At 38.3% G+C, this 16,164-nt stretch carries 16 protein-coding genes; 1 reads left to right on the top strand and 15 read right to left on the bottom strand.

The window, feature by feature from the left end:
* Positions 1-34 precede the first annotated feature (34 nt).
* Entirely contained in the window at positions 35-1,177 is a 1,143-nt protein-coding gene (gene ampC, locus PR683_RS13845; RefSeq protein ID WP_110731467.1) for a class C beta-lactamase, read from the bottom strand.
* A gap of 183 nt (positions 1,178-1,360) precedes the next feature.
* Here ampC and PR683_RS13840 point away from each other — a divergent pair, with 183 nt between their 5' ends.
* Positions 1,361-2,245 carry a LysR family transcriptional regulator gene (locus PR683_RS13840; RefSeq protein WP_272581820.1) on the top strand — a complete coding sequence of 295 codons (885 nt, stop codon included), beginning with the start codon at positions 1,361-1,363 and terminating at the stop codon, positions 2,243-2,245.
* Positions 2,246-2,320: 75 nt separating this feature from the next.
* On the opposite strand, the gene PR683_RS13835 is transcribed toward PR683_RS13840, so the two are convergent.
* The 14 genes from PR683_RS13835 to PR683_RS13770 all read right to left on the bottom strand — a co-directional run.
* Positions 2,321-2,608 (bottom strand): helix-turn-helix domain-containing protein, encoded by a 288-nt coding sequence (locus PR683_RS13835; RefSeq protein ID WP_042851462.1) that lies wholly within the window; start codon positions 2,606-2,608, stop codon positions 2,321-2,323.
* Positions 2,609-2,706: 98 nt separating this feature from the next.
* On the bottom strand, positions 2,707-2,928 hold the full coding sequence (locus PR683_RS13830; protein ID WP_004266109.1) for a helix-turn-helix domain-containing protein: 222 nt from the start codon (positions 2,926-2,928) through the stop codon (positions 2,707-2,709).
* A gap of 190 nt (positions 2,929-3,118) precedes the next feature.
* A complete protein-coding gene (locus PR683_RS13825; RefSeq protein ID WP_109912397.1) occupies positions 3,119-4,105 on the bottom strand; it encodes a fimbrial protein in 987 nt (328 codons plus the stop codon).
* Positions 4,102-4,398: a helix-turn-helix domain-containing protein gene (locus PR683_RS13820; protein WP_272520884.1), complete on the bottom strand. Its 297-nt coding sequence runs from the start codon at positions 4,396-4,398 to the stop codon at positions 4,102-4,104. The genes PR683_RS13825 and PR683_RS13820 overlap by 4 nt, the downstream gene beginning before the upstream one ends.
* Before the next feature lie 52 nt (positions 4,399-4,450).
* Positions 4,451-4,948 (bottom strand): fimbrial protein, encoded by a 498-nt coding sequence (locus tag PR683_RS13815; RefSeq protein WP_227024232.1) that lies wholly within the window; start codon positions 4,946-4,948, stop codon positions 4,451-4,453.
* 13 nt (positions 4,949-4,961) lie between these two features.
* On the bottom strand, positions 4,962-5,477 hold the full coding sequence (locus PR683_RS13810; protein WP_210840378.1) for a fimbrial protein: 516 nt from the start codon (positions 5,475-5,477) through the stop codon (positions 4,962-4,964).
* 9 nt (positions 5,478-5,486) lie between these two features.
* Positions 5,487-6,458 carry a fimbrial protein gene (locus PR683_RS13805; RefSeq protein WP_272520885.1) on the bottom strand — a complete coding sequence of 324 codons (972 nt, stop codon included), beginning with the start codon at positions 6,456-6,458 and terminating at the stop codon, positions 5,487-5,489.
* Positions 6,459-6,471: 13 nt separating this feature from the next.
* On the bottom strand, positions 6,472-8,982 hold the full coding sequence (locus PR683_RS13800; protein ID WP_211889005.1) for a fimbria/pilus outer membrane usher protein: 2,511 nt from the start codon (positions 8,980-8,982) through the stop codon (positions 6,472-6,474).
* Between the two features lie 26 nt (positions 8,983-9,008).
* The gene (locus tag PR683_RS13795) at positions 9,009-9,677 is read right to left on the bottom strand and encodes a fimbrial biogenesis chaperone (RefSeq protein WP_004266101.1); all 669 of its coding nucleotides are present in this window, start codon (positions 9,675-9,677) and stop codon (positions 9,009-9,011) included.
* Between the two features lie 59 nt (positions 9,678-9,736).
* Positions 9,737-10,261 (bottom strand): fimbrial protein, encoded by a 525-nt coding sequence (locus tag PR683_RS13790; protein WP_109912401.1) that lies wholly within the window; start codon positions 10,259-10,261, stop codon positions 9,737-9,739.
* 902 nt (positions 10,262-11,163) lie between these two features.
* Complete coding sequence (gene glnG, locus PR683_RS13785) at positions 11,164-12,636, bottom strand: nitrogen regulation protein NR(I) (protein ID WP_272520887.1); 1,473 nt, start codon at positions 12,634-12,636, stop codon at positions 11,164-11,166.
* 9 nt (positions 12,637-12,645) lie between these two features.
* Positions 12,646-13,695 (bottom strand): nitrogen regulation protein NR(II), encoded by a 1,050-nt coding sequence (gene glnL / locus PR683_RS13780; RefSeq protein ID WP_272520888.1) that lies wholly within the window; start codon positions 13,693-13,695, stop codon positions 12,646-12,648.
* A 156-nt stretch (positions 13,696-13,851) separates the two neighbouring features.
* Complete coding sequence (gene glnA, locus PR683_RS13775; RefSeq protein WP_004266097.1) at positions 13,852-15,261, bottom strand: glutamate--ammonia ligase; 1,410 nt, start codon at positions 15,259-15,261, stop codon at positions 13,852-13,854.
* A 359-nt stretch (positions 15,262-15,620) separates the two neighbouring features.
* A partial coding sequence (locus PR683_RS13770) for a PadR family transcriptional regulator (protein WP_272527718.1) occupies positions 15,621-16,164 on the bottom strand: 544 nt, incomplete at its 5' end.

Genomic DNA, 16,164 nt, shown 5'->3' with positions numbered 1-16,164 from the left:
GAACTATTTAGAGCATCTTATCTTAGTCAGAAATCTATTCATTAATTTTTTCAATTAATTGATAAGTCGCGGTAATGCGGTCAGGGATTGGATACCATTTGTTGGACAAAATCACCACCGCGATTCGGTCTTCAGGAATAAATGCCGCATAGGCTGCAAAACCATTGGTTGAACCTGTTTTATTGTAAAAAGCCTGAGTTTCAGGTGGCATTACAGGATGGATAGCTTCAACTTTTTGCGGTGTGAGCGCCATTTCATCTCGATTACCTTGCTGTAATTGAGCAAGAGATACTGGCCATGAATAGCTTTCCCACATCATATCTTGCATAAATGAATCGGTCATGTAGAACCCCGTATGTGTGTTCTCTACGGCTTCCTGCCACGGTTTTGCTACTTTCTTCGTTTGCATATTAATATCTAAGAAGCGAATTAGATCTTTAGCATTAGATTTTAAACCATAAGATTCAGCATCTAAAATTTGTGGTGTCACACGAACGGGTTGATCGTTCTTATTATAACCTTGGGCATAATTTTTCTGTTGGTTTTTAGGCACATGAATATAAGTATGTTTTAATCCAAGTGCAGGCAACATCAATTTTTCCATCGCTTGTTCAAATGGCATTTTGAGTTGTTTTGCTGTAACGATACCGAGTAATCCCACACCAAGATTTGAATAAGAGCGATATTGCCCAATGGCTTTGGTCGGTTTCCACTGCTGGTAATAACGGATTAATTCCGCTGAATTCGTAATACTATCAGGCACAAATAACGATAAACCCGAAGTGTGTGTAGCCAAGTTCATTACTGTCACTTGGTCGAAAGCAGACCCTTTTAATTCAGGAAGATAGTGGCTTACCTTTTGCGAAAAATCGAGTTTTCCTTGGTTTTGTGCATAGGCTGCGAGTGTAGCAGTAAAGGTTTTAGATAAAGAGCCAATCTCAAATAAAGTCTCATCACTGACAGGGACTGAACTTTGCTTAGACTGCACACCATAGTGATAAATATAGTGTTTTCCATCAACAGAAATGGCTACAGACATTCCGGGGATCTGCTTTTGTTCCATTAGAGGTTTAATTATATTATCGACATCTTTTTGTGTGAATGCATGGGTGGATAGTGTCGTTAATGCCACACTGAGAGCGACAAAAATTCGCCCCTGACGAAAAAGATTTTTCATAGAGTTATTCCAATAAGTACAAGTTTAAGTTATTGCTGACAGGAACAGGAAAGCACTTCATAGCAAGTGTAAAGTGCTTTAATATACGGTTTTCAGCGGGTAGTCCGTGGTTAAAAAATAGTATGCATGCTTTCAAGCATTATTTAAAACGATATAAAATTCGATGAGGTAAAAGAAAATCTTATGGCAGAAAATTATCGTCATCGGCTACCCCTCAATGCACTTAGGGCATTTGAAGCTTCCGCACGGCATTTAAGCTTTACACGAGCCGGAATAGAATTGAATGTCACTCAGGCCGCTGTCAGTCAACAAGTTAGGCTGTTAGAGGAGCAATTGGGACTAGAACTGTTCATTCGCTTACCTAGAGGGTTGGCATTAACCGAAGAAGGCTTTGCCTTGCTGCCCGTATTGAGCCGCTCTTTTGACCAAATAGAGTCACTATTACTGCAATTTGAGGATGGCCATTATAGAGAAGCTTTAAGTATTTCAGTGGTCGGTACATTTGCGGTGGGTTGGTTATTACCAAGGTTAACGCAATTCTCTGAACGATATCCCTATATTGATTTACGCATTATGACCCATAACAATGTAGTAAATTTAGCTGCTGAAGGCGTTGATTTTGCTATTCGTTTTGGTGAAGGATTATGGCCACTAGTAGAAAATACACCACTATTTTCTACTGCGCATACTGTGCTTTGTTCAGAGAAAGTTGCGAATCAGCTGAAATATCCATTAGATTTAAAATCTCACCAGTTAATGCGTTCATATCGTAAAGACGAATGGGAGAAATGGTTTTTAGCCGCAGAAGTGGAACCATGGCGCGTCAAAGGGCCTGTATTTGATTCATCGCGTTTGATGGTTGAAGCCGCGCTATTAACCGACGGTGTAGCGTTGGTGCCAAGTTGCATGTTCAACCATGAATTAAGTGCTGGAACATTAGTTCAACCTTTTAATATCTCTGTGACTTTAGGTGGATATTGGCTAAGTCGTTTAAAATCGAGAGCTATGACACCGGCGATGGCGATATTTCATAATTGGTTGGTGGATGAATCTAAAAAAGAACAATAAGTCGGTGCTATACTATAAATAGAAATAGCACCGAGATTTAATTTACTAGCATAATATAATGCTCATCTTTAGAAGTTAAAATACCAGAGCTTCAGCCGAGAAATAATTCTTTTTGCTAATAGGGAGCTCTGTACTATTAATCTCTGTGACGGCTGTAGTAAAGAAATAGGTTGGTGAAACATTAAATATTTGTGCCAATTGGTAAATGGTATCGACATGAATATTAACCTCACCATTTTCATAGCGTGATTGATGTTGTTGGCTAATACCTAATAACATGCTTAATTCTTTACCACTCATTCCGTGACTTTCTCTTAATGACCTTATTTTTAAACCGACAGATTTAGATATTTTTCGTTTCATAATGTTCTCTCTAACTTATTTAATATTGTAATGTGAATATAATTAAATATTATTAATGTAATTTGTTTTTCTAGTGTTATGTATTATTACTTAATTTATTAAATATCAATAGATTGAAAAAATGATTGAATATCAATCTCAAAATATGTTGCATACTGGAACAGTCTATCTAACGTTATTCTATTTATACCTCTTTCATATCGTGATTGCTGTTGTGGGCTGATGCCAATAACCTCTGATAGTTCATTAATTGAAAGCCCATTCGTTTTTCGATAAAAAAGTATTTTTTTACCAATTAGGTGAGATGTTGAATAAGACATATAGACTCCTAAAATTATATTTTTTATTGCTAACTAGACACTATGTAAAGATTATATATCTATATTAACCATTTTTATTAAATAGTAAATTTGCTATTTATCAATTGTTCGATGATATTTTTCGATGTTAGCAATAAAAATCAAATTGTAGGTAAATTAACCTCTTTTTATGATTGATGTTGAGTGTTATTTATTCATATCTTATATTAACTGACGCTGTTGAATTTGCGGCTCCTGCGGTTATATTATTAGCAGTTTTAATATATCGAGCTTTCCAATTAAAAATATAGTCGCCACCTGCAACATTATTTTGCAAAGTAAACTTTGAATTAAGCTTTATTGGGTTGCTGTTTCTATCTAATAATTGAATGGCGATTCCGGTCGCTTGCCCTTGTCCTGACAGTTTAATTTTCCCTGTATTAGTATCAACATACCCAGCACTACTTGTCACTGTCACTTTTAGATTAGTGCCAGCAGCACAGCTTAATGTAATGGGTATATTGACACTATTGCTAGTCGTACCAATTGCTTTAAATTGAGTATCGTACCAAGTTCCCAAATTAACCGTATAACTATTCGCTTTTGTCGAACACTTTAATACATTAATTTTGATTGCACCTGCTGGAATATTCAACGATGTTAAATTCCACGTACTGTTATGTGGTGCAGGGTTACGCTGTGTTAGTCTTCCCACATGCCCTGCCTTTAAATTTCCGCCCTGTGTGACTTGTCCTGTTTTTTTGATAGTAATAGTCCAATATGGGTTAGGAATACCCCAAGCAGCTGGGTTAGCTAATGTTGGTGGTCCATAACGTGTGTTCAAGAAACCAATTTCCGTTGCTTTTACTTGAATGCTGATGCCCGGTATATTACTGGCTGCAATTTTATTACCGTTTGGTACCCAACCATTCACATAATCAGCATGTAAATAGGCATCACCGCATTGGCCATTACTTTTTGGGCCTGAAAATGTATTGACTTGTGAGCCTTTAAAATTGACTCGAATAGTATCGAGGTCTCGTGCTCCTGTATCGTCATATTGTAATGAATAGGTTTTCGTAGGTACATTAACCACAACATTTCGTAAGTTCGGGTTTTGAATACAGGCCGCTTGTGTATACGCAGAATAAGCAAAAACTGAACCTATTATTATCAGTAATATTTTCTTTTTAGTCATAAAAAATCCTTAAAATTTACTTTTTTATTTAAATATTTTTCTTTTGCATGCTCAATCTCATTGATCTCCCTAGAATTGAAAATAAAAAAATCTATAATATCAATTTCAAATATCTTAGAGTAATGATAAAGCCTATCAATATTAATTCGATTAATACCACGCTCATAGCGTGATTGCTGTTGTTCACTCACTCCTACTACTTTAGATAAATTCTCTAATGTCATTCCTTTCATTTTTCGATAATAAGTGATTTTATTGCCAATTATTTTTGAGATAGGGTAGTGGCTAGGCATATCATTATCTCCTATTAAGGTGTGTGTGATTATAATAAGAAATTATATTTGATTATTGATAAGTAAATGTGAATTCTAAGTGGCTTTTAAAAGAACCTGCAATCATTCCATTGCCATAACCGGATACTCTTGCCGATAATGGAATTTCAACATTTCGTGTTTGTGTATTAACATTCGCAGTAATCGTATCACCATTTTTTATTGTTGTTTTATTGGTAGTATTGGCTAAATTTAATGCCACATTTTTCGCCGTACCATTATTAATAAAATGTTCCGTGACTGTTGCATCCGGAGTGCCAGATATTTTCATTACAGCTATAGTGGTACCGACAGGGCAATTTTTTAGCTTCACGGAAAAATTAACCCACGGAGATTTCTGCGTATCTTTGATATTCCAAATATTAATTTTTTTCAAATCAATTAAATAATTATTTTTTTCGACTTCACAAGGAGCAGCAATAACGACACCATGTACTTTAATATTTGCAGTTAGCCCAAATGCAGTTAAAGAACAGCTCATTAGTGATAGTAATAGGATAAAATGTCTCATATTATTTTCTCTTTTATAAATAGGTAATTGTTGCCGTAATATTGGCGGAAATGGTTCCTGGTGTGGCATTACCTAATGAGCTAAAGGCACGTGTACGTAATGGAATATTAATATTCGCTTGCCCATTTGTCGGAACTTGTAATACTTTTTGGTTACCTAATGCAGTTGTTCCATTACCATTTTGTAGTTGTACGGCTAGGTTTTTAGCTGTGCCTTGATTTTTGTATAAACTTGCTACATCCGCGGTATCCGCCGTCCCTGTAAATGTCAGCTTTACTTGATTAATAAAAGATGAACAATTATTGAGACTAATATTAAATGTATTCCAGTTAGAACCCGAGCTCGCATTGCGAAATACATCAGCTGAAATACTTTTCAGGTCAATATCAATATTATTACCACCAGTAATATTACAAGTTGCCGCTCTAATATTACCGGTGAAATTTAACGTGACAGTGCTAGCAGCGAATAAATTCCCACTGAATATTAAGCTACTAAGTAAAAGTAAATTTTTAGGTATTATTTTCATTTTTTATTCCTACTCATAGCGGATATTTACAGTAGCGGAGGCATTCGCTGTACCCGGCGTGATATTATCTGCCGTTTTTATATAGCGAGCTTTCCAATTAAACATATAATCACCAGCCGGCACATTATTTTGCAGGCTATTTAACGTGTTCAACTTGATCGGATTATTATTTTTATCCAGTAACTGAACGGCAATTCCTGTAGCACTATTAGTACCAGTTAAACCTAATTTTCCGGTAGCTGTATCTTCATATTTAGAGCTTGTCACTGTTGCTTTAATATTGGTGCCAGCTGCACAAGTTAATGTAATTGGAATATCAATCGGTGTGCTGGTCGAGCCTATATTGGGAAATTGTGTATCATACCAATCTTGCATATCAATATTGTAGGTTGACTGATTATTCTTTAATGAACAGCTAAGTACATTGATACGAATAGCATTGGTAGGCATATTTAAAGTTGTTAGAGTCCAAGTCACATTTGTTGGTGCACGGTAAGTTACGGTTAGCCTTGCAACATTTCCGGCTCTTAATGTGCCACCTTGTGTTACCGAACCGAGTTTTTTTACTGTGATACTCCAATTCGTTGTTAATATATTATAATTTGCGTTATTTTTATCCCATGATGCATTAAATGCTCCAATGCCTGCAGTTGTAACAGAAATACCAATACCAGAAATATTAGACAGGGCAACTTTATTGGCATTTGGTGACCAGCTATTTATAAAACTACCTGTTAAGTATGAAGTAGCACAAGAGCTCGAATCACTAGCTACCCACTGAGATGTTGATGAAAAACTAGCGCTGAGAGAACCTAAATCTCTAGGTGTGTTATCATCATATTGAACGTTATATACTGCAGCCGGTACGTTAGCTAGTTTATTATTTAAATTTGGATTTAAGGTACAAGCTGCATTAGCATATCCTGAGTATAAATATATACAACTCACAGCCAATATTGATTTATAAATAAAATGTTTCATTATTTATTCCTTATTATCGGCAAACCGCTGCTGTTTTATATAACCCCATATAATTCGATATACCCGCTAAGTTATAATTTACTTGGCATTGCTGTTTATCGTTGTATTGAATAATAAAACTGCCGTTTTCAGCTAAGCCAGATAAATAAATTTCACCATCATTGCCTACTATATTATTTAGCTGTGGATTATCTTTAAATATGGCCTGAGCACCGAAAGGCACGGGTTTACCATCAGCAAAACTTAATATCATGATGGCACGGTACCCGACATTCGCTGCAAAATTGGCTTTCACCAGTGCACCACGACTTGGAGCAACACTTTGGCTGGTTAATTCCATTTCGGTATTTTCAGGTAGTCCTGAGGTATCGATATCAATCACATTTTTGCGATAAGCAGTGACATAAGGTACGAGCGCATAACCTTGGTTGTTTGTTACCACCCCAGCTTGGTTTAAAATAGGAACATCACCCGCGTCAGGGATTTCTACAATAGCCGCGGTTTCGCCTAATTGCTGGCCAAGAACTAGTCCGCCAGAGTGAGCCACTAAGCTACCATTAACCCCGTAATAGAGGTTATAGTTGTCTTTGCTATAGCCAGTTCCGCCTGAAACTTCACCATATTGCCCTTTATAAGAGGCATTCATATTACCGCTAGTGCCTTGTTCTCGAGTGGTAAAGCCTTGTTGCATACTCCAATTTAAGCGGTTATTGAGCTGAGAGGCGGAAAGCCCGATACTGCCTGTGCTTGGACCATTACTGCTGCTGTTACTGTTAAAGTTGTAGTAGAAAGTATTATCAAACACGCTAAACGGTACACTGACAGAGAAAGCAAGTTGATGATTATCTTCACTTTTCGTGCGGCTTCCGGAGCTATAGGAGTAACTATTGGTATTTTTGTTATAGGTATAATTCAAGCTATAACTGATGCCTTGCCAACTATTGTTGTAACCCACGGTGGCAGATTGTGTTTTGCGGTCACTATTCCAGTAGTCCTCATTGATATAACCGACTGAAATTGAACCAAAGCTATCTCCTAAATTTTGACTGAGAGTGATCTCACCGCGATTACGGCGGCGCTCAATCTCAGGAACATAATTCGTATTTCTATAGCCATCAAAGACTTCCGCTAAACTGTAGAACCCTTTAGTGGAATAACGGTAACCTGCCAAAGCAATATTAGTACCAATGTCGTTGATATTTTTGTTATAGCGAAAACGGTATGACTGACCTTTTTCCGTAACATCATTACTTAGCGTTGAATTTGCATGAGTAACATCAATAGATAATGCACCAAACCGTCCAAGGTTTTGACCCGTACCAATAGAATAAGATTGGTAGTGCTCACTGACTTGGCTACCACCATAAGCAGTGATACCGTAAGGCAAACCATAGATTAAGGTAAACTGACCAAATTTAGTTTTATCAATGCTACTGTCATAAGCGCGGTATTCCCCGCCTGTTACGCTATAAGAAAAATACCCCTCACGCTGTAATACGGGTAATGAAGCAAAAGGAACGATTTGATATTGCTCGCTCCCATTGGATTCTTTGATGGTGACATGTAAATCTCCACTTCCCCCTGTTGGGTATAAGTCTGTGATTTCAAAAGGGCCCGCTGCCACTTCAGTTTGGTAGATAATGTAGCCATTTTGGCGGATCGTTACTTGTGCATTGCTACGCGCTATCCCGCGTACAACGGGTGCATAGCCGCGCAAACTTTCAGGGGACATATCATCATCTGTCGCAAGCTGAGCTCCGCGAAATGGCACGCTATCAAAAACCATCGAAGGTGAGACACTATCCCCCAAGGTTAACTGACTTTTGATACTATTTATGCCACGTGATGCATAGGTATAAATGGTGTCCCATTTACCAGATTGGTCAGTATTGCTTGACCATGTGGTGTAATTCCGTAACCGCCAAGCTCCAATATTTAAACCGGGTCTTAAATTCACATAATGGGATGTATTATCTGAGCCATTTTTTTTACGATCATAATTTTTCGACCCGTTATAGCTATAATTTAATAACAGTGCATTGATCCCATTATCAATATTAGCTAGGTCAACGTAACCCCTTGGGTTTCTGTCTAATGCGATTTGAGGAATACTTAAATATAAACGTTGAGAATCAAACTCAAAGTTACTGGTGGCATCAGGGATCGCGGCAAGATTGACACAGTGACTTCCTGCTGTTTGCAATTCAGGGTATTCCGCTGTTTTGATACCAAATTCTTTAATGTCAGCAAGTGATAAACACGGAATTAATTGGTTCTGGCTATTTTTTTCGAATTTAAGATTTTTAGCACCAATTAAATTAGTATTGACATAAATATCAACATAGTAGTCACCAGCTAATTGTTCGTTATTCTCAAATTGTGATAAATCAACTGAGTCTTTATTCGGCAACTCTAAGAAATCGGGATCAAAGTAGACATTGTTTTCTGTTTTTTCTTCAGCATATAACGATGCGGTATAGCCTAAATATAATAGTAGGCCTAGAGATATTTTATTTATTTTCATGATAAAGCCCAACTTATTTTATAGTTTTATATTTTCGTTTCGAGTGCTTCTGGTGCGGCGCCATAATCATTAATAACTTCCCATTTAATTGTTCCATTGGTATTTGAGTTATTAATCTCGAAAGTTGCGTTTGAGAAAGGTGCAGCATAAGAAACATCATTAGCTTTTGTTCCGTTAAAGCTGATGCTCTGAAAATTCATAAAATAAGGTGTTGGGTTATTAACTGTAATTTTATTCCCAGATTTAGACCATACTAATTTTTTTTGCTCTTCAATAAAATTGACATCCTTTAAAGCTTTAGGACGATAAATGAGTTTCATCTGTGTTTTAAAGGCAATTTGTAATGAATTTTCTGTTCTTTCTGTTGCTGGGATCGTTTTTATATTTAGCCAGAATAATGATTCTCTATCATTCGGTAGTTTATTTTCGGTTAAAAATATTCTAAGTGCATTTGTTTTTTCAGCATTAAGCCTAAATAATGGTGGTGTTATAGTGAAATCTGACTGTTTTTTTTCATCTATATTATCTATCCAGGATTGAATTAAATAAGGGATCTTATCTGGGTTTTCTACACTGATACTAACATCTTTGTTTCCCTCATTATAAATAACACGAGTTCCACCAATAATAACGCCTGCATTTGCAGTATTTATTAGCAGAAATAAAGAAATAAAAATATAGATAATAGATCTCATAATACCACCATTGAATGTTATTAGATAAGGTTCAATTCCATTTAAACCTTATTTGTTACTTAGTTATAATTGATTGTGAAAGTTGCCGTACCGTTCGCTGGACCCGGTGTTACAGAGTCAGTTTTGGCAATATAACGCGCTCTGAAATCTAAATTATTTTCTACATTTTCTTTCAATGGGTATGCTTTAGATGCGGTAAATAGTGGAACGACTTTATTAGTATCGTCAGTAATTTGAATGCCTACACCTGTTGCAACTCCGGTTTCTTCTTTTAATTTAATAACTTCATCGTCACCAATATAAGAGTCAGCATCGAATTTAACTGAAGCCGTTGTCACTGTAGCTGGGCAGTTAATTAATTTAATAGTAAATTTAGTTGCAGCAGCAGTACTTCCTGCAGTTGGTAATGCCTTTTTAGATACTTGGCCTAAGTTTACTTTTAATGCGTCAGAGCCCGCAGCTAATTCACATGCTTGGTCAATGATTTCACCGGTAAAGTCGATAGTACCATCTGCAGCTAATGCATTATTAACAGCAAAGATTGAGGTTGCAGCAATTAATGATGCAAGTAAGTTTTTTTTCATTTGTTTTTCTCCAAAAGATAATTATTTATTTTTCATTGAGTAGGTGGAATTACCAATTACTCAATTGGAGAGTATTTTGAAACTATTTTTTAAAATAAACAAGTTTTGTAAAATTTGGTAAAATATAATTAAATTTTGAAGTATTTAATTTTTTTAATTAAGTTAACACCGTATGGGAGAGCAATTGAAGTTCTATTTTATCTTAAGGTAAATATATTTTTAGATGAGTTTTTTACTAAAGTGAAATAACGATATAAAACTAAGAATAATTATAATGTGGGAGATAAATTTAATTTGTCTCTCATATGGTGATTATTTGGGTTTATAAGGCCCTGGCACATCAGACCACATTTGAAGAATGTTTTATTTGTACTATCGTAAAACGAAATAATAGTATAACTATCGAATTTCGTAGGTCTAAAAGTGCTACTTATTTCATTTTTTGAATAAATAAAGGTTATTACCATTCAGGATATGAATGAAAATTGCAGGGTGATTAATCTCGGTTTTCAGAAAACATTAAATTACCCTTTGAATATCTTCGATTAAATTCAATTGAGTAGCCTTAATTTTAATTAATTATGCTAAGGCTACATAAGAAGTTTCTTATTTATAGATACGTTTAAGCTACAGTGTTCATTGTTATAAATTTCCTATAAACGACGTTATTTTTGTATTAATGCTACTTGTATAAATTGAAATTCTGTTCAGGTGATAATAAGCTTTCTGCTTGCAATATCTTTTTTTTATTTTGTTTATTATTCATTGTGTTAATTGGTGTTGGAATAGTAAAATCAATAATTAATTCCTGAATATCAAGGTCTAATTATTTAATATTAAGATAAGTATGAAGTAATAAATTACTTCGTACATTATCTTAATATGATAGTGAACATTTGAAGTTATTCAATTCCTAGCTCTTTTAATTTTCGAGTTAACGTATTTCTTCCCCAACCTAATAAACGGGCGGCTTCTTGTTTGTGTCCATTGGTGTATTTCAACGCGCAATTTAACATTGTTCGCTCTAATAAGGGAATAGTCTGTGCAAAGAGGTTTTCTTTGCCTTCTATTAAGGCGTTATCGGTCCACTCTTCAAGTAATTCAAACCACTGAGCGGCAGAACTCGGATTGTGCGATGACAATGATTGTGTTGGCATGGCATCGGCTTGCGATGATTTTACCACTGTATTTTGTTGTGGGCGCTCTTCTAGCAAATCATCGGGCAAATCTTGCGGTAAAATTTCTTGGCTTGCCGCCATCACGGTTAACCAACGGCAGACATTTTCTAATTGGCGAACATTACCCGACCAGTAATAGCGTTGAAGAATTTTTTCGCTATCGGGGTGGAGAACCTTAGCCTCGACACCGAGTTCTTTAGCCGTATTTTGTAAAAAATAATCGGCGAGACGCGGGATATCTTCAATGCGTTCGCGTAATGGCGGTAATTGCACTCGAATGACATTTAACCGATGAAATAAGTCTTCGCGAAATAAGCCTTCTTTAACCCGTTTTTCGAGGTCTTGGTGGGTTGCTGCAATAATCCGCACATCCACATTGACTGGGGTATAACCGCCAATACGGTAGAATTGCCCTTCCGCCAGCACACGTAACAAGCGAGTTTGTACATCAAGGGGCATATCACCGATTTCATCTAAAAATAACGAGCCATGGTTGGCTTGTTCGAATCGCCCTTGGCGTACTTGGCTCGCACCGGTGAAAGCGCCTTTTTCGTGACCAAATAGCTCTGATTCAATTAAGTCTTTGGGGATGGCTGCCATATTTAGTGCAATAAAAGGGGCATCGGCGCGAGGGCTGTGCTGATGTAAAGCGTGGGCAACCAGTTCTTTCCCGGTACCTGATTCACCATTAATAAGTACACTAATTGATGAACGTGATAAACGGCCAATAATACGATAAACCTCTTGCATTGCTGGTGCTTCACCGATCATTGTCGAAGAAACAACGGGGGTGGCTGGTTTAGCTTCACGGCCTGCATGGTTTTGTTCACGGCTATGATTCAGTGCACGTTCGACCAAGGCAACGGTTTCATCAATATCGAAAGGTTTTGGCAAGTAATCAAAAGCACCTGATTGGTAGGCATTCACGGCAGCATCAAGGTCAGAGTGTGCGGTCATGATAATAATCGGTAAAAGGGGGTGCGATTGTTTAATGGTATTTAGTAGCTCAATACCATTTTTTCCTGGCATACGGATATCTGATAACAACACATCAGGGAGTGAGTTTTCTAATGCGCTGAGCACTGCATTCGCACTATCAAAGCAGGTACAAGCAAAGTTAGCGTTATTTAATGCGCGCTCAAGTACCCAACGGATGGAGCTATCATCATCAACCACCCAAATTTTTCCCTGCGTCATGGTTATCTCCTATTTCTTAATTGGCAGATAAATGGAAAACTCAGTGTGGCCCGGCCAACTGGTAAATTCGATTTTTCCTGCGTGTTGGTCAACTAAACTGCGAGCAATCGACAGGCCAAGCCCTGTGCCATCAGCTCGTCCGCTGACCATGGGATAGAACAACGTATCCTGAATTGCCAATGGAATACCGGGGCCGTTATCTTCAATATCAATACGTGCAGCTAATCTATAACGTTCACCTTGCAATGTGACTTGAAAAGCTGTTCGTGTACGCAAAGTGATATAACCTCCCGTTTCGGCGAGGGCTTGTAAGGCGTTTCGGGTGATATTTAGAAGCACTTGCTCGATTTGGTCCGGGTAATACTCTAATTCAGGCAAACTTGGGTCATAATCACGAGTTAGTGTTACATTATCGGGTTTTTCTAATGACACTAACCGCGTTACGTTTTCCATAATATGATGAATACTTTGTTGCGTTTTCGGCCCCGGGTATTGTGGCCCAAGTAGCCTATCAACCAGTGCTCGCAGGCGGTCGGCCTGTTCGATAATCACTTGAGTATATTCATTTAATTGTGGGTCAGGCAGCGCTTTAGAGAGCAGTTGCGCAGCGCCTCGCAAACCCCCGAGTGGGTTTTTAATCTCGTGAGCAAGCCCACGGATCAGTTCACGGGCAGCGAGCTGCTGGGCATTTTGTGCGAGTTCTTGGCTCAAACGTCGCTGGCTATCTAATTGTGAAAGCTCAACTAAAATAAATTGTTCTGAAAAAGGCTGGGCGCTGCACGACATCACATGAGAATGGTTGTTAAACACTAAAGTGACTTCATTTTCGGTAAAGCTATGGCCTTCTTTTAGGCTATTGAGCATCAGTTCATCATTGAGTGAACAATAGCTGAATAACAGGGGGAGAGGCGTACCATATAGCTTGCGCTGGCTTTGGGTTAAGATCTGGAGTGCAGCATGGTTGGCGTAATGGATAACCAAGTCGTAATCCAAAATTAGCACGCTATTAATGAGAGAGTCGAGAATATGTTCCGGTGCTGGCAAGTGTTCGGTTTTCATGTAATGTTGCTCCTGCACTATTTTGGTGCATTATACCTGATAGACCAAACAACCGATATTTGATTTTTGTTGCGTAAGTACCTTAGAGATAAAAGGCCCCATCGAAAGATGGGGCAAGTGCTTCACGGCAACAAAGACTAACAGTGGAACGGCGTGTTACACACTGTAGTACATTTCAAATTCGAGAGGGTGTGGTGCCATACGAACACGTTGTATGTCGGCACGGGTTAATTCGATATAGGCATCGATAGCATCATTAGTGAATACACCACCACGGGTTAAGAATTCACGGTCTTTATCTAATTCGGCTAACGCTTCATCTAAAGAACCTGAAACTGTTGGGATTTCTTTGGCTTCTTCCGGTGGTAAGTCGTATAAGTTTTTGTCCATCGCATCGCCAGGGTGGATTTTATTGATGATGCCATCAAGACCCGCCATTAGCTGGGCTGCAAACGCTAAATATGGGTTAGCTGCAGGGTCTGGGAAGCGAACTTCAATACGGCGTGCTTTTGTACTCGCAACCACTGGAATACGAATCGAAGCAGAGCGGTTACGTGCAGAGTATGCCAACATGACTGGCGCTTCAAAGCCCGGAACTAAACGTTTGTATGAGTTAGTGGTTGGGTTAGTAAATGCGTTCAGCGCACGTGCATGCTTAATAATACCGCCGATGTAGTACAGCGCCATTTCTGATAAACCGCCGTATTTGTCACCTGCGAACAGGTTCACACCACCTTTAGATAAAGACATATGGCAGTGCATACCAGAACCATTATCACCCACTAAAGGTTTTGGCATAAAGGTCGCTGTTTTGCCGTATGCATGGGCAACATTGTGAACGACATATTTATAAATCTGAGTTTCATCCGCTTTTTTGGTCATGGTATTAAAGCGGGTAGCCACTTCGTTTTGGCCTGCGGTCGCTACTTCATGGTGGTGAGCTTCAACAACTAAGCCCATCTCTTCCATTGTGGTACACATGGCTGAACGCAAGTCTTGTGATGAATCAACCGGTGGAACGGGGAAGTAACCGCCTTTTACTGCAGGGCGATGGCCTTTATTGCCACCTTCGTATTTGGTTCCTGTATTCCATGCAGCTTCGATATCATCGATATGGTAGTAGCTACCGTGCATGTTGTTGCCAAAACGAATGTCATCAAAAACGAAAAATTCAGGCTCTGGTCCAAAGAGAACGATATCAGCAATCCCGCTGGAGCGCAGGAAATCTTCTGCGCGTTTTGAAATTGAACGTGGGTCTCTGTCATAACCTTGCATTGTGCCCGGCTCTAAAATATCGCAGCGTATAATCAATGTGATATCGGCAAAGAACGGGTCTAACATCGCGGTAGACGCGTCAGGCATTAATACCATGTCTGACTCATTGATGCCTTTCCAGCCACCAATAGATGAACCATCAAACATCTGGCCTTCTTCAAAGAAGTCTTCGTCAACTTGGTGAGCAGGGATAGTGATGTGTTGCTCTTTACCTTTAGTGTCGGTAAAACGCAGATCAATAAATCTAACATTGTGCTCTTTAATTAACGATAAAACATGTTCAGCGGACATCTCGGCTCTCCTGGTCGGGTCTAATCAACAAATCACAAGCTATTTTTGAGGGCGTGTTTGTTGTTTGTCTGGCGTGCTAGTCATATAAAAGTGGTTAGTACGCGCTCTATAAATAGATAAGCGAAAAGCGTGCCAACTTTTTAATTATAGCAAATACTGATTGTTACGTGAGGACGAGGGATTTTCATCATGCTGCATTGGTCGTATTGCACTATATTAGTGCATGAAATGACTATTTTGCACTGTTTTAGTGCGTTTGCGAGTGGAGCTCAAATAAAAAAGCCAACATTGCGCTCTGTTAAAGCATAAGGTTGGCCGGATAAAAAAGAAATGAGGTGGTTTAATGCCAGACAGCTACATTAATCTTCATCGCTATTAGTTAATAATGTATTCACTTCTTCAATTTGTTTTACTGCATCATTGATGATGGAGGCAATTTGGCGCGTCTGCTCTTCGTTTAGTTGTTTTAAAACCATTTTGTGACGTAATAAAGCTTTAAAACGACTGACTGCCATTTCAATGTCTTCTGCTAAATTACTGCCTTGTTGCATATCACGTGCTTTAGCCAGTTTGCGAGCAATAACCGCTTCAATTTCTTTATTTTGAGCTAAATGATCAGAGCCTTCCGGCGTAATCGTAAAACTTTTTCGATTACGTTCAACAATCTGAGACTCCAAGAAGCCTTGTTCTTCTAACAGGGTTAGAGTGGGATAAATAACACCCGGGCTTGGCACATACAAGCCATTTGAGGCTTCTTGAATATCCTTGATAATTTCGTAGCCATAGCTTGGTTTTTTAGCGACTAACGAAAGTACCATAATATGAAGGTCGCCATGGTCGAATAAACGACGTAGGCCTTTACCTCTTCCACGACCTCTTTGGCGGTCATCACCATGTCCACGA

Origin of the sequence: Providencia sp. PROV269, assembly GCF_028477785.1 — a bacterium.
Taxonomy (GTDB): domain Bacteria; phylum Pseudomonadota; class Gammaproteobacteria; order Enterobacterales; family Enterobacteriaceae; genus Providencia; species Providencia rettgeri.
The sequence above is the reverse complement of the archived record's forward strand: the minus strand, read 5'-3'. Positions and strand labels throughout refer to the sequence as shown.

Bases quoted from the DNA above. Each gene is read 5' to 3' on its own strand.
- PR683_RS13815 (WP_227024232.1), bottom strand. From the start codon at position 4,948: ATGAGACATTTTATCCTATTACTATCACTAATGAGCTGTTCTTTAACT.
- PR683_RS13800 (WP_211889005.1), bottom strand. From the start codon at position 8,982: ATGAAAATAAATAAAATATCTCTAGGCCTACTATTATATTTAGGCTAT.
- glnL (WP_272520888.1), bottom strand. From the start codon at position 13,695: ATGAAAACCGAACACTTGCCAGCACCGGAACATATTCTCGACTCTCTC.
- PR683_RS13810 (WP_210840378.1), bottom strand. From the start codon at position 5,477: ATGAAAATAATACCTAAAAATTTACTTTTACTTAGTAGCTTAATATTC.
- PR683_RS13805 (WP_272520885.1), bottom strand. From the start codon at position 6,458: ATGAAACATTTTATTTATAAATCAATATTGGCTGTGAGTTGTATATAT.
- PR683_RS13790 (WP_109912401.1), bottom strand. From the start codon at position 10,261: ATGAAAAAAAACTTACTTGCATCATTAATTGCTGCAACCTCAATCTTT.
- PR683_RS13825 (WP_109912397.1), bottom strand. From the start codon at position 4,105: ATGACTAAAAAGAAAATATTACTGATAATAATAGGTTCAGTTTTTGCT.
- PR683_RS13795 (WP_004266101.1), bottom strand. From the start codon at position 9,677: ATGAGATCTATTATCTATATTTTTATTTCTTTATTTCTGCTAATAAAT.
- PR683_RS13820 (WP_272520884.1), bottom strand. From the start codon at position 4,398: ATGCCTAGCCACTACCCTATCTCAAAAATAATTGGCAATAAAATCACT.
- glnA (WP_004266097.1), bottom strand. From the start codon at position 15,261: ATGTCCGCTGAACATGTTTTATCGTTAATTAAAGAGCACAATGTTAGA.
- glnG (WP_272520887.1), bottom strand. From the start codon at position 12,636: ATGACGCAGGGAAAAATTTGGGTGGTTGATGATGATAGCTCCATCCGT.
- PR683_RS13830 (WP_004266109.1), bottom strand. From the start codon at position 2,928: ATGTCTTATTCAACATCTCACCTAATTGGTAAAAAAATACTTTTTTAT.
- PR683_RS13840 (WP_272581820.1), top strand. From the start codon at position 1,361: ATGGCAGAAAATTATCGTCATCGGCTACCCCTCAATGCACTTAGGGCA.
- ampC (WP_110731467.1), bottom strand. From the start codon at position 1,177: ATGAAAAATCTTTTTCGTCAGGGGCGAATTTTTGTCGCTCTCAGTGTG.
- PR683_RS13835 (WP_042851462.1), bottom strand. From the start codon at position 2,608: ATGAAACGAAAAATATCTAAATCTGTCGGTTTAAAAATAAGGTCATTA.